At 39.6% G+C, this 15,162-nt stretch carries 10 protein-coding genes and 1 pseudogene; all 11 read right to left on the reverse strand.

Going from position 1 to position 15,162, the window contains the following annotated elements:
• Window positions 1-20: 20 nt before the first annotated feature.
• The 11 genes and pseudogenes from LC090_RS19865 to LC090_RS19915 all read right to left on the reverse strand — a co-directional run bounded on the left by LC090_RS19865 (window position 21) and on the right by LC090_RS19915 (window position 15,136).
• Entirely contained in the window at window positions 21-626 is a 606-nt protein-coding gene (locus LC090_RS19865) for a TerD family protein (protein ID WP_226659891.1), read from the reverse strand.
• A gap of 253 nt (window positions 627-879) precedes the next feature.
• The gene (locus LC090_RS19870) at window positions 880-1,545 is read right to left on the reverse strand and encodes a vWA domain-containing protein (RefSeq protein WP_226659892.1); all 666 of its coding nucleotides are present in this window, start codon (window positions 1,543-1,545) and stop codon (window positions 880-882) included.
• Between the two features lie 18 nt (window positions 1,546-1,563).
• On the reverse strand, window positions 1,564-2,598 hold the full coding sequence (locus LC090_RS19875; RefSeq protein WP_226659893.1) for an ATP-grasp domain-containing protein: 1,035 nt from the start codon (window positions 2,596-2,598) through the stop codon (window positions 1,564-1,566).
• Between the two features lie 25 nt (window positions 2,599-2,623).
• Window positions 2,624-3,247 (reverse strand): annotated as a pseudogene (locus LC090_RS19880) (TerD family protein); the annotation flags it as partial.
• 124 nt (window positions 3,248-3,371) lie between these two features.
• A complete protein-coding gene (locus LC090_RS19885; RefSeq protein ID WP_226659894.1) occupies window positions 3,372-5,318 on the reverse strand; it encodes a PTS fructose transporter subunit IIABC in 1,947 nt (648 codons plus the stop codon).
• 102 nt (window positions 5,319-5,420) lie between these two features.
• A complete protein-coding gene (locus LC090_RS19890) occupies window positions 5,421-7,358 on the reverse strand; it encodes a BglG family transcription antiterminator (protein WP_226659895.1) in 1,938 nt (645 codons plus the stop codon).
• A gap of 142 nt (window positions 7,359-7,500) precedes the next feature.
• Entirely contained in the window at window positions 7,501-10,572 is a 3,072-nt protein-coding gene (locus LC090_RS19895; protein ID WP_226659896.1) for a carbohydrate binding domain-containing protein, read from the reverse strand.
• A gap of 30 nt (window positions 10,573-10,602) precedes the next feature.
• Window positions 10,603-11,943, reverse strand: a complete 1,341-nt coding sequence (locus LC090_RS19900) for a glycoside hydrolase family 30 protein (RefSeq protein ID WP_226659897.1) — start codon at window positions 11,941-11,943, stop codon at window positions 10,603-10,605.
• A 17-nt stretch (window positions 11,944-11,960) separates the two neighbouring features.
• Window positions 11,961-13,307, reverse strand: a complete 1,347-nt coding sequence (locus tag LC090_RS19905; RefSeq protein WP_226659898.1) for a GH1 family beta-glucosidase — start codon at window positions 13,305-13,307, stop codon at window positions 11,961-11,963.
• A gap of 14 nt (window positions 13,308-13,321) precedes the next feature.
• Window positions 13,322-14,152, reverse strand: coding sequence for a carbohydrate ABC transporter permease (locus LC090_RS19910; RefSeq protein ID WP_226659972.1), 831 nt, complete (start codon window positions 14,150-14,152; stop codon window positions 13,322-13,324).
• A gap of 84 nt (window positions 14,153-14,236) precedes the next feature.
• Window positions 14,237-15,136, reverse strand: a complete 900-nt coding sequence (locus tag LC090_RS19915; RefSeq protein WP_226659899.1) for a carbohydrate ABC transporter permease — start codon at window positions 15,134-15,136, stop codon at window positions 14,237-14,239.
• Between the last annotated feature and the right edge of the window lie 26 nt (window positions 15,137-15,162).

Raw genomic sequence — 15,162 nt, forward strand, 5'->3', positions numbered from 1 at the left:
CCCTTTAGTATTTTAGTAGTTTAATATTTTTTCGCAATGTCGCTTAAGCCAGCATCGTTCGTTCCATTTCCAATAGCAGCAAATTTCCATTCACTACCGTGACGATAGATTTCTGCAACGAATAGGCTTGTCTTACCAGAATAGTTATCCGTAAGATTAAATTTAAGCATCTCTTCTTGATTTGTCTGATTCACCACGCGGATAAACGCGTTCTGAATCATACCAAAATCCTGTTTACGTTTTACAGCATCATAAATATTAACAACAAATACAAGCTTCGTAATTCGTTGTGGCACTTTTCCAAGATCGACCATGATTTGTTCATCATCACCGTCTCCGGCACCCGTTAAGTTATCACCTGTGTGATTAATACTTCCACACGCGCTCTTTAAGTTACCGAAATAAATTAAATCTTTCTTAGAAGTTAACTTATCATCCTCAAGCATTAGAATCGAAGCATCACAGTCGATATTAGCTCCGCCGCTTCCCCCTCCAAAGAGACCGCCTAGAAGACCACCCTTTTTTTGCTCAACCGGATCCCAGCCTAAGCCAACCATAATTTTCGATAAGCCGGCATTTCCTTTCGTTAAGTCAATTCGTTGACCTTTCTGCAAAGAAATTGTCAAATCGTTTCACTCCTGTTAGTAGATTTAAGTTCTTAATGAAGTATGAAATGGTACATATGAGATTTACTAGTTAACTGCCTATTCTGTAATACGCGCCAGGCTTCAGAAAGTTTCATGTTTCAACAAAAAAATTTGCTGCAAACACTAAAACCGATTCTTTCTATATAAAACTAACATATTTTCTACTAAAATGATTCCTTTAGCCTTTGGTCAACAATGATAAATTGAAAAGATTTTGTCGATTCTGTTAACGTTACTGAATGATCTTTTTTTCTTTTGCTTCTTTCAGCCAATCTGGAAATTCATTTAGAAGATTATTGTACAACACTTCATCACTTGTACGGTCAATATCTTCTATATGGAAGAAGTTGGCGTTATCAATGAATCTTCCCGTCATTGTATCCAATTTCTCTAACACGTCAAAATTCGAATCTCCTATACCAATAAACTGCCAAAAAAGTGGTTGGTCTGAGGATTCAACAATGGCTTTCTTAATGCCACGTTTACAGCCGCCATCATTAATAAACACAATAAATACCGGTTCGTTAGAAGGGTCTTCATTAACGTATTTCCCAATCACGTCTTCCATTACTTGCGGTTCATCGTTCCTTCCAAATTTATGGACAAGGTCGTTCGAAAGAATTTGGCGATCCACATATCCTTCGAAATCAAATTCTGTAACAGGCTTCAATCGACTGAACTCGTTGTCGTATACCCACACATCTAGTAAGCCATCATCATCAAATTGACTTGCTACCGCAAGAACACGTTCCACTACTTTTTGTACAGTACCTTCTTTATATAGTTTTCGCATCGATCCGCTGATATCTAGGACAAGTCCTACTCTTGCGACAACTTGATCAAGATTTTTCTTCTTTAACACAATACCTGCGTTCTTTTTCATTAATGTAATACTCATCTGGTTACCTCCTTCATATTAAGAAAGAACAACTTCTTTTTCGATATGACTGGCGCGTATTCCCATTGCGGGATCTAACTTTAGAAATTCATTTCCACCATTTTGTAACAACTTGATCGCTTCATAAGGAATGTTAATGCCTGATAAACAGCTAATGTTTAGTCCGCCGGCCATCCTTGGATTAATTTCAAGAAGCTTTGGAATGCCATTGCTGAACTTCACTTGAATATTTGAAATATAATCAATTTGATACTCTTGATGAATCGCCCGCGCAATTTGAAGTAACTCCTCATTTTCCTCAAGTTCCCTTACTCGTCCTTCTACCTTCTTTCGAGGGATAGCAAGATGTAGTTCGCCATTGTACGCAAGGCAGTCAATGCTATATTCATATCCATCTAAATACTCTAGTACCATCAAATCTTGAAATGACTCTTGCTGACTTAAGATTGAGCATGCATGTTCATACGAAATCCTTCTCGAAACCCCTTCTGTCAGAAGCTCTTCAATCGTTTCCTGCTCCTCTTTTATCACACGAAAACCATTCGCACCTTCACCGATAACAGGCTTAAAACAAACGGTGTGACCTTTCTCTCGAAGGAAATGATACGCTTTTTTGAAATCTTCCACTTTGTTAACAACTGCATAATCCGGAAGAGGCACGATTGATTTTCCTAGCTCTTTTTCTTTTATAAGAATGGATTGGTACATGGCCGCTTTGTTGTCCATGAGAGCCATTAGTTCTGCATTACATACGAGAACTTTCACACCAATGCTGTGGAATTTCGAAAGGTTTTTTGAGATGAGGACATTTTCTTTACGTGGGATAAACAAATCGATCTTCTTGTCGATACACGTTTGCAGGCAATACTCAACGTACTCCTGACCATGTAGATCAGGTTCGACGAAGCCATGATCACAATACTGTAAATACAAAGCATCTTCATTTGGATGTGAACCATATACTTCGAACACTCTTCCATCATTGTTATGGCGAATCAGTTCTATGTAATGTGCCACTGTTGTAAACCATCGATTAAACCAAATTCTTGTCATGTGTTTCTCCTTTTTTGTATGAAAACTATTTAGATCCTGCCGTCCACTTCATCTTCCATTTGTAGGCCCGGTCCATTTGTTGATGTCCACTGAAGTACTCTACAAGCCTTCTTACTTTAAATGTTTTATCGTTGATATTTTCGATCATGGCAATGGCACACATATTTTGCCCGTTGCGATGCTCATCTAACTTCACAGTGATATCTTCTCCATCATCGTATGTTAACGTGACAACGCCATCAGCTTCTGACCAATTTACTGCTCCTTCATAGATAAATGCATAAATGAGAACGCGCTTGATTTCTGAAATACGGCTCCCATTAATTCGCAAGTTTTCTCCACCAGCAATTGCACCCGTTCGATCATCCGCATCCAATTGCATATAAGGAATTTGCTCAAACGCCCCAAAGGCATCTCCAAGTGCTTGAACGCACCCCTTCTTTCCATTCTTTAGTTCATAGAGACAACCAAGATCAAGATCTGTATGTTGAGATTGTGTTTTGTTTTTAAAAAAATTTGAGAAAAAACCTGAGGGCTGCTCATTGCTTCCTATACTCCAATTAAGATTGACCAGTATCTCTCCCAGAGGCATGCTTGATTTAGAAAGGTTAATCGATTCTCCCTTTTTCTTTAATTCAATCACTCTGACACCCCAATCCGTAAAATCATATTCCAATTTTAAACATTCGACACATTTCAAAATACTCCTTTTTTCGTCAAAAAAATAAAGCGCAAACCTTTATAAGGTCCGCACTCTATTTTTAATTAAACGTTTATTTAATTTGTTCTAATAGATCATAAGCTTCTTTCTTTGTTTGAACTGTTAAAAGATTTTCTCTAAATTGATCATCCATCAATTGACGTGAAAGCATTTGAAGAATTTTTAAGTGAGCATCTCCTTCGCTCTCTTTCGGAACAGCAATCATAAAAATTAATCGAGCCTTTGTTCCATCTAAGCTGTTCCAATCGATTCCTTCTGGTTTCAATCCAAAGACGACGCGTGGTTCACGTACAGCAGAAGATTTTCCATGTGGAATAGCGATATTCATTCCGATTCCTGTCGAACTTTCATTCTCACGGCTAATGATTGCGTCTCTAAATTGGTGGCTTGAATCAATAACGCCTTCTCCTTCTAATTTCGCAATCATCTCATCGATTACATCGTCACGATTTGAGCCTTTTAGTTCAATGTCAATGAGCCTTTCATTCGTAATATCTGTAAGTTTTGTGATTTCGGTTGCGGTAGATTGAGGCTCTTTTATATTTTGAGTAGGCTGCTTCTCCGCTAATTCTTCACTATTTAGTTCCATACCAACTCCAGCTACCTCGACAACAGCATCTTTTTTCAATAAGTTAACTAGAATAGCTGTTACAAATGCTCCTACAATAACGGCCAAGAAAAACATCAATACATTATCTATTGCACCTAGAACCGCTACAATTGGTCCACCATGAGCAACCCGATCTCCTACATTTCCCATCATCGCTATAACGGATCCTGTAATTGACCCTGCCATAATACTCGGAATCACTCGAATTGGGTCCTGAGCAGCGAAGGGAATAGCTCCCTCAGTAATGCCGAACAGTCCCATTGTAAAAGATGCTTTTCCGGTTTCTCTCTCGGCTTCTTCATATTTTCGCTTTTTAAGAAATGTTGCAAGTCCCATCCCGATTGGAGGGATACAGATGGCGGCCGCGATTGGCCCCATGATTTCATAATTTCCTTCCCCAATCATTGCAGCACCGAATAAGAATGCAACTTTATTAACAGGCCCTCCCATATCAAAGGAAATCATTGCTCCAAGAATAACGGCTAGAAGAATCGAACTTGTTCCTTGCATTCCTGATAGCCAGCTCGTCAATGATTCAAATACCTGTGCAACTGGAGCCCCTACAATAAAGACGAATATTAACCCAACAATGAGCGACGCAAAAACAGGTATAATGATAATTGGCATAATCGGCTGTACTGCTTTAGGTACCTTAATACGTTTAATGGCTAGTGCTACATAACCAGCCAAAAAGCCAGCGATCATACCACCAATAAAACCTGCTCCAGCTTCACTTCCATAGAAACTTCCATTTGCAGCGATATATCCACCAATCACCCCTGGAGCAAGACCAGGTCTATCAGCAATACTATAGGCAATAAAACCAGCAAGGATAGGGATCATGAATGTGAATGATGCTCCACCTAATTGTTCAATTGTTTTCCAGAATGAATCTTCAGGAATGACAAGACCACTTTCTGTCGGCTTTCCTCCTATTGTTAAGGCAATAGCAATTAATAATCCCCCTACAACGATAAACGGGATCATATAAGATACACCATTCATGAGATGGCGATAAATTGGGTTTTGCTTATCTTTCTTATCCTTCTTATCCTCATTTTCTTTACCGCCTGAACTAAATACCGGCACCTCACCATTTTGGTGCTTGTTAATTAACTGTTCAGGCCTACGTATACCGTCCTGAACCCCAACTATGAGAACTTTTTTACCGATAAAACGTCCCTTTTCAACCGTTTTATCTGCCGCAATAATTATGCCATCGGCTTCCTCTATGTCTTTCTTAGAAAACTCATTCTCTACTCCAATTGATCCTTGAGTTTCAACTTTCATTTCAATGCCTAACTTATCGGCTGCTTTTTGAAGATTTTCAGCTGCCATGTAAGTGTGCGCAATTCCATTTGGACACGATGTAATCGCTAACAATTTCATTTATTATCCCCCTCTTCATTCGTAATCGCTTACATAAATCGTAACGTAAGATTAGAATGAAAAAGAGTTAATATTTTACCGGAGCTTTCGGTAAAGTAGACTTTATTTCTCAGTTACATTTGTTTCCAGACAATTGATAAAATCCTTTGCGCTTTTTTGTTGTGTTAACTTTTTTAAGAAAAAAGGGTGCTCACTAATTGAGGAGATCTCCCTAAACAACTCACGAGTAACGCCATTCCCTTGATTTCCAAGAGCTAATAGAAATACCAAATTAACCTGCTCATCTTCCCATTCAATCGGCTCTTTCAACACGGCAACCGCTATACCCGATTTATGTATAAGGTTAGGGTTACCATGAGGAATTGCAATGCCAGAACCAATTGCGGTTGAAGAGGTTCGCTCTCTTACAAGAGCATTGTGCACATATTCTTTTTTTACAAATCCCTTTTCATACAAAGCATTCGAGAGCATTTCAATGACTTTATAGCGGTGATTTTCATCATGCTGAACGAACACAAGATCCGACTGAAGATAAGTAGAAAATACGGCATTGCGCCTTTCTTCACGGTTTGCTTGATCCAATTCTCCCATAAAGGATTTCAACTTACTTTCCTCTTCAATATTAAGAAGTGGTGAAATGACAATATGGGGAATCGAGTGACGCTCCAACTCAACTGTAGAGATGATAAAATCCACTTGATGGTGATTAAGAAAATCTTGTAATGCTGTACGTCCTATACAGTTTAAAATTGTCAAAGAAGAAAATTTCCGTTCAAGCTTTGTTTGTAGCAGTTGAGACATCCCAACACCTAAATGACAAACAATCACCACATTCTTCTTTTCTCCACGATTGGATTGTAACCGCTCAACCGCAGCTTCAAAATGAAGGGTTAAATAAGCTATTTCATCCTCTGGAACCGATAATTTCCACTCATCCTTCATTTCTTCTGTTATTTGAAGTAATAAATCAAACAAGTAGGGATACATGCTTTTAATCTCTTGAAGCATAGGATTAGACACAGATAGCCCATACTGTATGCGGTTTAAAGCCGCATACAGATGCACCAAAAGACCCTCCAAAAGGATAGAGTCAGCATTAAAAGACAGATTCGTCATTTCAGTCATTTTATTGATTAACGCTAATCCAAGTCTTTCCACCTCTGGCTCTCGTATGATCGAAACACCAGTGCGTTTAGCCCCTATTAAATGAAGGGCAAGGTAAGCAACCTCACCTGCTGGAAAATGGACGACAAAGACGATGCCTAGCTTTTTAAGAATAGATTTTGACCACTCATACTCTTCATATTCTTTGATTTGCTCTTCTTCCTTATCGGTAACTTGGATCGGTTGGCGTAGTTTAGTTCTTTTAATAATAAAAAGGGTATGATAAAGAAGGTTTTCGAAAGATTCATCTGTATACGTAATCGAGTGCTCTTCTTGCAGGTTTCGTAATTCCTTTTCGACGAGCTCTATTTCATATAATGTGAACTGCTTCTTTAAGAACGGACGAATAAGTGTCTCATCTTGTACAAGTTTACCTAGATTAACAAGAGCGCTTCGACGTGACCGTTCTTTCCCTTCAATCATTACTCCTACTTTTTGTCTTGAATGTAAGGTTAAATTCATGGTTTCTAACCATCGGTTGATTTGTTCGAGATCTCTTCTAAGAGCCGAGCGATTGATAAAATGACTGGTAGAAAGAGCGTGTAATGTCATCGGTTCACTTGCTGTTAATAGCTTATATGCGAGCTCAAGCAACCTTTCGTTTTGAGAAATTTCCACAGGATTGCTATTTTGAAATGAAAACTTCTGATAAAGCCAATCACGATCGTCATCCTCTATGACTAGTTGGATTCCAAGTCCAGGTCTTCGAATGAGCGACCCATTTGTTTCTTTTTTTATATAGGGTTGTAGAAAATCTAAATCGTTTCGAATCGTTTTATCTGAGCAACTTAACCGATCAGCTAATTCTTTGACAAGAAAAAACCCTCCATGGTTTTCTAATAGAAGACGCATTAATTCCCTATGTCGATCTTTCATGTTTTCACCTACTTTAGATGTTCAACTAAATACTTATAAAGAAGTATAGCAAATATAGATAGACAAAAGAAAAATGAGAGGGATTCTTGTTATAAGAATCCCTCTCATTTTCACTAATTTTATTTTCGACAAATCTTGAGCTTTATCGGGTAGTGACAGGCACTATCTCCACGTTGTCTAACACGATGGTTGATGGGGTAGCCACGCCATCAATTTTTCCAACTTCAAAGACAATCTTTCCATTTGCACTTGTTGCTTGATCCATCTGGAAAGTAAAGGAATGCGTTTCTATTTCTTCTCCAATAGAAACCTTTTTGGTTTCCATAAACGGAATGAACCAAGGATCTGAGGTTAATGGTTCACCGATGACAAGGTTGATATCTCTTGCTACTGAAGCCTTAGCGTCAAACGATACAGTATACGTTGTTCCTTCTTCTAAGAAAAGATTTTCCTGGAATACTTGAGGACTGTATGACTGCTCACCCGTTTTTGAAACAACGATCTTCATCTGTCCATCCTCATGAGCAATCTCGCCTTCAGCTACACCGCTCCATTGATCTCCCCACCATGATCCCCAATTTGTTAGCGCATTAGAGAAATCACCATTTCTCAAAACTGTATCAGAACCGGATTGCTCTGGGGAAAGGACAATCCAATCCAGGTTCAAATTAGCAGCATTAACCTGAAGGGTTTGTATACCTTTCTCTAAATAAATGGTGTCAGTAACCGTCTTCCACATGCCCCAACCACCTGTTTGGGCAACGTCTATCGAAGTCAGTTGATCTGCCTCTCCAACTAGAATTTCACCCATTCCTCGTGTACCATCGTACACGTTCCCTGCTTTACTCAGCAGTGTGACATTAGCTCCATCTCGACCTGAAGCGACTTGATAACGTACAGTATAATTGCCCTCTTTTTTCACATCTACTGCATACTGCATCCAATCACCTTCATCAATCCAGCCAACACTTTTGCCATCTTCTCCAACCTGAACACCGGACATCGCTTGAAACTCTTCCGCTTCTACTTTCGTAACACCATCAATTGTAACAGGTGGTGCTACGCGTTTCATTTCTACATTATCAATCGTTACACTCGTACGACTGCTGCCACCTAACAAAAATTCAAACACTGTTTTAGAATCAGTTTCTTTCATATCCAGCATCACTTGATAAGAACTCATCTTTTCTGTAATGGAAATCTGTTTATCACTAACGTAATCTTGTGAATGATCTTCATCTGTTAGTCGTACTCCAACTGATCTTGCTTCATCCGCTTTTGCATCGAAGGTCAGAACGTAAACTCCTTCTTCAACATTCAATTTATCCTGACTGAGACGTACATCCTCAAGTTCATTCGATTTTTTAACATCAATTGTGATTTCACGAGATGGAATCGCTTCCCCTACAGAAGCATTTGCCTTTGCTTTTCCTTCCTTCTCAAGATCCCAGAAAACCATTCGGTCATTTCCTTGATCAAATGTTCCATTGTAAATATAGTTTCCAGTAGGAAGAACTTTTTTCGAGGCATTTGGATCCTTTGGCAGTTTAACGAGACTGACATTATCAATCCAGACTGGTAAATCCGAGCTCTGTCCCATGTTGAACTCGATGCGAGAATGCGGATCAGTTCCATTCTCCATCTCAAATTCATATGAGTAAGTTTGATAATTTGAAGACAGGTCTACACTTTTATCTGAAAGATACCTAGCAAATCCCTGTTCAGGACCAGAAACATTCACAACCATTCCACGATCACCGCTTGAGCGTGCGTCAAATGAAAGCTTATATCGTTCGCCATTCTCTAATGGTACATTGGGCTGCACAAATTGAATCGCATAAGGCTGATCACCTGGATCAGAGATCGTTACTTTTGCTTCTCCATCCACTACTGCCGCTTCCCCTGCACCACCAAATAAATCGGATGGTTCAAATGGTTGGAAGTCCCAGTACTCAAGATCTTGATCAAATGCACCGTTATACACATAGTCTCCATTAACGGGGTCCCTTAAATCTTCAACAGTTTCTTCAGTTACTGGCCGCTCCCCAGCTTCACGGTATTCACCATCAAGCTCATATACTTTCACGTAATCAACGAGCATCTGATTTGGAAAAATAGTTGAATCATCCGGATAACCTGGCCAATTTCCTCCAACTGCCAAGTTAAGCTGCAAATAAAAATCGCGATCAAAAGGTGCTGGGTACGTATAGGGTGCCGCTTCATTTTCGTTTTTAGTAAACCAGTCATTTTGCTTCGCATAGAGAATACCATCCACATACCAGCGAAACTCGCCTGGTTCCCAGTCTAATGTAAATGTATGATAGTCATCAGAAAAATCACCTACAGGAAGATCATAAGATTCACCTGTATTTTTCCACGGATTTCCATAATGAAGCGTGCCATATACCGTATCAGGATCATGACCAAGAAGCTCCATAATATCGATTTCTCCAGTTGCTGGCCAACCTGAATAAAGCTCATAATCCGTTGGCATCATCCAGATGGCTGGCCACATCCCTTGTCCCTTAGGAAGTTTGGCTTTAATTTCATAACGCCCATATGTCCAATCGCCTTTATTCTGGGTTGTTAACTTTGCAGATGTGTACTCGTTTCCTTCGAATGACTCCTTATGTGCTTCAATAACTAACGAACCATCTTCAACTCGAGCATTCTTTTCTCGATTGGTGTAATTTTGCCACTCATTGTTTCCGTAGCCGCCGCCACCCTGTACAAAATTCCACTTGTCTTCATTGATGGTTTCTCCATTAAATTCGTCTTCCCAAACTAAATTCCATTCTTCTTTTTGAATGTCGCTTTTCTTTAGCTCAACCTGCTTAAATTCGACGATTTTATTTTCTTCATCTAGAGCATAAATCATCACGTACTTATTAATTTTTTCATCTACACCAGACAAGTCTGTTCCAGAGACATAAGGGTTCGTAACAGTACGATCATCTGGTACATCTTCCCCTACCTTTGCATTTATTGGCTCATTTGAAATTTTCACAGCAAGATGTAAATTATCTTGAACAGAAGCCCTTACTTTCGTCGTACCGTGAACTTTTCCTTTCATTACAGCAGGATGAAAGGATTTCGCAACAACCAGTTCACTAGTGTTTTTTTCTTTTCCTTTATCAAGACTCGTGGCAGCAGTTGAGACAGCAGGACTTAAAACAAGAACACTTGCAAGTAAAACAGGAAGTACATTGCGCATATGAATTTGTCCTCCTCAGGATTTAAAAGATTATAGAAGTACGGTTGAAATAGAATGAGCTGGCATTTCTACTGCCAACACTTGATCTTGTAACATAAGGTTAACGATCGTACTTTTATCATTTTCATTCATCATCACAACAACTATTTCTCCAGTCGTATTCCGAAATGCTGTCGTTTGAATACGTTCAGTTGGTTCACTACAAGAAATACGAACTGCTCCCGGTTTTACATATTTACTAAAATGACCAATGTAATAATAAGAGCTATTGTAATGAACATCACCTGTTTTCGTATCGACGATCACCGGAGCATCGCAATAGTTACCTACATGATTTGGACCGCCTTCTTCGTTCAATACGATATTCCAATCAATCCAGGCCTCTAAGTAATTATTGAAGTCCCCAATGATATTCCGTGCATACCTTTCACCGGTATGCCACGCTCCGAGTTGTACTCCACCTTCAATACAACCTTCCGTAAAAATAAGGTGCTTATCCGGAAACGCATCGTGAACTTTTGTTAAGTTCTCAAATTCCTCTGAGACGTACCAGTGAAGTCCAGTTCCCCATACATATTGAGCTGCCTCCGGGTCGGATAACACCCCACTCGCACGGTCAAACACAACATCCCGATTGTGGTCCCAGATAATCACCTTCAGACCTTCTCTACCACTTTTTCGGATCGCTGGTCCAAGGTGATGCTTAATAAAATCTCGCTCTTCTTCTGCCGTGTAGAGACAAGAATCCCAAACTTGCTTTGCTTCAGGTTCATTTTGAATGGTTAGCCCCCAAATGGGGATCCCTTCTGTTTCCATCGCCTCGATATACTTCATGTAATAATTCGCCCAGACAGAATGATACTCAGGTAAGAGCTTTCCACCATGATTCATATCATAATTGCTTTTCATCCAATGAGGCGGACTCCATGGGGACGCGACGATGTTCAACTCTTGTCCCGCTATTCTTGTTGCATCTTTGATAAGAGGGATAACGAGATTCTTCTCCCTCTCAATCGAGAAACTTTTTAATTCCTCGTCACCTAAATGCACATAGGTATAATTCTCAAGCGAAAAGTCACAGCTATTGATGTGTGTTCTCCCAAAGCAATAACCAAGTCCATCTTCAGGATGAAAATAGCGATAAATAATTTCATTTCTTTTTTCTTCGCTAATGAGAGAAAGGGAGTAGGCAGCCGCCTCCGTAAAGGCACCGCCAAATCCCAAAATGGTTTGATAGGTTGTTTCTGGATCAAGCATAATTTCAATTGCATCATTATTCTTGTGAGAAGAGGGCTGGAGGGGTTGTTTTACCTGAAGGAGATCCCCAGTATCTCTCGCCGATTGAATATGAGTAATCGTTTTTGTTTTCACTACTTTTCCCCTTCCTCTCATGCGTTAAGTGGTAAAACAGATCCTCTATTCTTTACAATGTCTGCATACCACAAAGCACTGTCTTTCCAAATTCGCTCCTGCGTTTGATAGTCTACATAAATAATGCCAAATCGCTTATCATAGCCAAAGCTCCACTCAAAGTTATCAAGCAGTGACCATAGGAAATAACCTCGAATATTCATGCCTTCTTCATTTAAATCGGATATGGCTTGAAGGTGCTTTTCGACATAATCCATTCGCTTTTGATCATGTACACGACCGTCTTCCACCAAATCATCGTAAGCCGCACCATTTTCTGTAATATAGATTGGGAGATTTGTATAGTCATTTCTTAATCTTCCAATTAAATCTTTAAACTCATTCGGCGCAATATCCCAGCCCATTCCAGTTTTCTCATAATCAGAATGTGCCCCCTGTGTCATAAAATCATTTGCCGCATTAAATTCAACTAAGCCACGGCTGTAGAAGTTAATGCCGAAGAAATCGCATGATATGGAGATTTTCTGCAAATCGCCTTCTTGAATAAAATCAAAATTATGAACATACTTGGAAAACAAATTCATCATGTCGACTGGATAGCTTCCTTTAAAAACAGGATCTAAAAACCAGCGATTCGAATAACCATCTGAGTTATTTGCTGCAAGTCGATCGTTGACTGAATCTGTTTTTGGATAAACTGGCGATAGATTTAACGTAATGCCAATGGAAGTTGTCGATGCCAATTCATTTTTCAACAGGTTCACGGCTTCTCCATGAGATAAAAGCATATGATGAACAGCACGAACAGCTTCATCTAAGTTCGTATGACCCGGAGCATGAACCCCCAAATGATATCCAAGGAAGCCAGCACACCATGGCTCGTTGTGAGTAATCCAGGAATCTACTAATCCATCAAGCTCACGGAAGCAAACATTAGCATATTCTAAGAACCACTTTACGGAATCACGATTGACCCAGCCGCCTTCTTCATGTGCCCACATCGGGAGATCCCAGTGATAGAGGGTAACAGCTGGCTTAATGCCTTCTTCACGCAATCGTTTTGCTAATGTTTTGTAGAAGGCCATTCCCTCCGGATTATAATCTCCCTTTGTTGGGAATATTCGTGGCCAGGCGATGGAGAATCGGTAACTGTCTACACCAAGTTCTTTAATAATTTGGATGTCTTCTTCATAGCGATGGTAGTGATCACAAGCTACATTACCATTGTGTTGTTCATACACTTTACCTGGAATATCACAGAACATGTCCCAGATAGAAGGAGTTCTGCCTCCCTCGTTGTGGGCTCCTTCAATTTGATACGAAGATGTTGCCGTTCCGAACGTAAAGTCTTTATTGAAATTCATATACTTCCACTCCTCTACTCTTTAACAGCTCCTGCTGAAATACTATTAACGATGTACTTAGATAAAAATAGAAAGGCGATCATAATTGGCACAACTGAAATAGCAATTCCAAGATACATTGAACCTAAATTCTGTGCGACCTGCGATCCTTTTAGGAATCCCATCAAAACAGGTAATGTGTACTTTTCTGGTGAAAATAGAATCACTAACGGCATAATGTAGTTGTTCCAAGAGCCGATGAAAGTAAAGATCGACATAGTGGCAACCGCAGGCATCATAATCGGAATCGCAACCGTATGGAAGATCCGCAATTCGCTTGCTCCGTCAATTCGAGCAGCTTCAATTAAACTTGGATGAAGTGTTGTTTGAATGTACTGACGTAAGAAGAAAACGACAAATGGGCTGGCAACTGCTGGAACAATCAACGGGATGAACGTATCTAGGATGCCTAGGTTTTTACAAAGCTCATAGAATCCGATTAACCCTAACTGACCTGGTACCATCATCATGACAAGCATAAAGACAAACAAGAAATTCTTTCCTTTAAACGTATAGAAAGCAAAGCCATACGCAGTTAGAGCTGAAAAATAGCCAGTTAAAAGCGTGACAAGCACCGAGATAATTAAACTGTTTTTAAAACCATTCCAAATGTTTACATATTCCATCATGGTGCGATAGTTTTCCATCAGTGCCGTACCAGGAATTAATGTAAATCCAGTAAGAATCGCATCATTTGAACGTGTTGCATTGACGAGCATCATAAGGAATGGAATAAAACAAATAATCGCAGTTAAAATGAGTAGCGCATAAATGATCCCCTTCACAAGAGAGCGACGCTTCTTCATCTTTTTTTCTTGAGGAATCAGCGTTCTTTTCGCCAGTTGTTCAGGCGTCACATTGTTTTCGATTTCTGATCGGTCGATCATGATTTACACCCGCCTCGCTTGTTTACGCTCGTTGCCATACATCGATTTAAAGACAATTGCTGAAAAGATTACTGTAATAATAAACAGCCCATATGCAACTGCAGCAGCGTAACCATAATTGTTATACTTAAAAGCCTGGTTGTATAAATAGAGCACCATCGTATTCAATGATCCATCCGGAGAACCAATTCCATCGGTTAAAAGCATAGGTAAATCAAAGAGCTGGAGACCACCAATTAATGAGGTAATCATAATGTAAAGAAGGATCGGTTTTAGCAAAGGTAGCGTAATTTTTGTGAAGGTTTGCCAGCGATTCGCTCCATCAATTAAGGCAGCTTCATAGAAATCAGTTGAAATTCCTGAAACACCAGCCATAACAACGATGAAAGAATGGCCAAACCACATCCACGTGAGAATAAGAGAAACTGAAAGTTGAGCAGTTGTTGGCTGATTTAACCAGTTAATTGGCTCTGAGATAATCCCGATATTCATTAAAACCATATTTAACGATCCGTGCTGCCAATCTAGTAGAATGCCAAATAAAAGAGCTACCGAACTGACCGTAATTAAATTAGGCAGGTAGAAAATCGAGCGGAAGAATGAAAGTCCTTTCATTTTCACCCGCGCATCTGAGAAGATCATAGCTAGAATTAGTGCAATGACAATTTGGAGGGCAAAGTTCACACCCCAGATTTTCCATGTATTAAAGAAAGCCTCTACAAAATAAGAATCAGCAATTAATCGTTGGTAGTTTGCAAAACCCACTACTTCTGCGGTTCCACTACCACTATAATTTGTAAAACTATAGTAGAAGGTTAATGCTACGGGATAAATATTAAATATGAGAAAAATGATCCAAAACGGTGCTATAAAAGCATACCCATAGCGGTTTAGATTCTTCATCTCGTTGCTCCTTTCAAAATAAGATA

It is taken from the genome of Guptibacillus hwajinpoensis (genome assembly GCF_020524165.1).
GTDB lineage: Bacteria > Bacillota > Bacilli > Bacillales > Guptibacillaceae > Guptibacillus > Guptibacillus hwajinpoensis_D.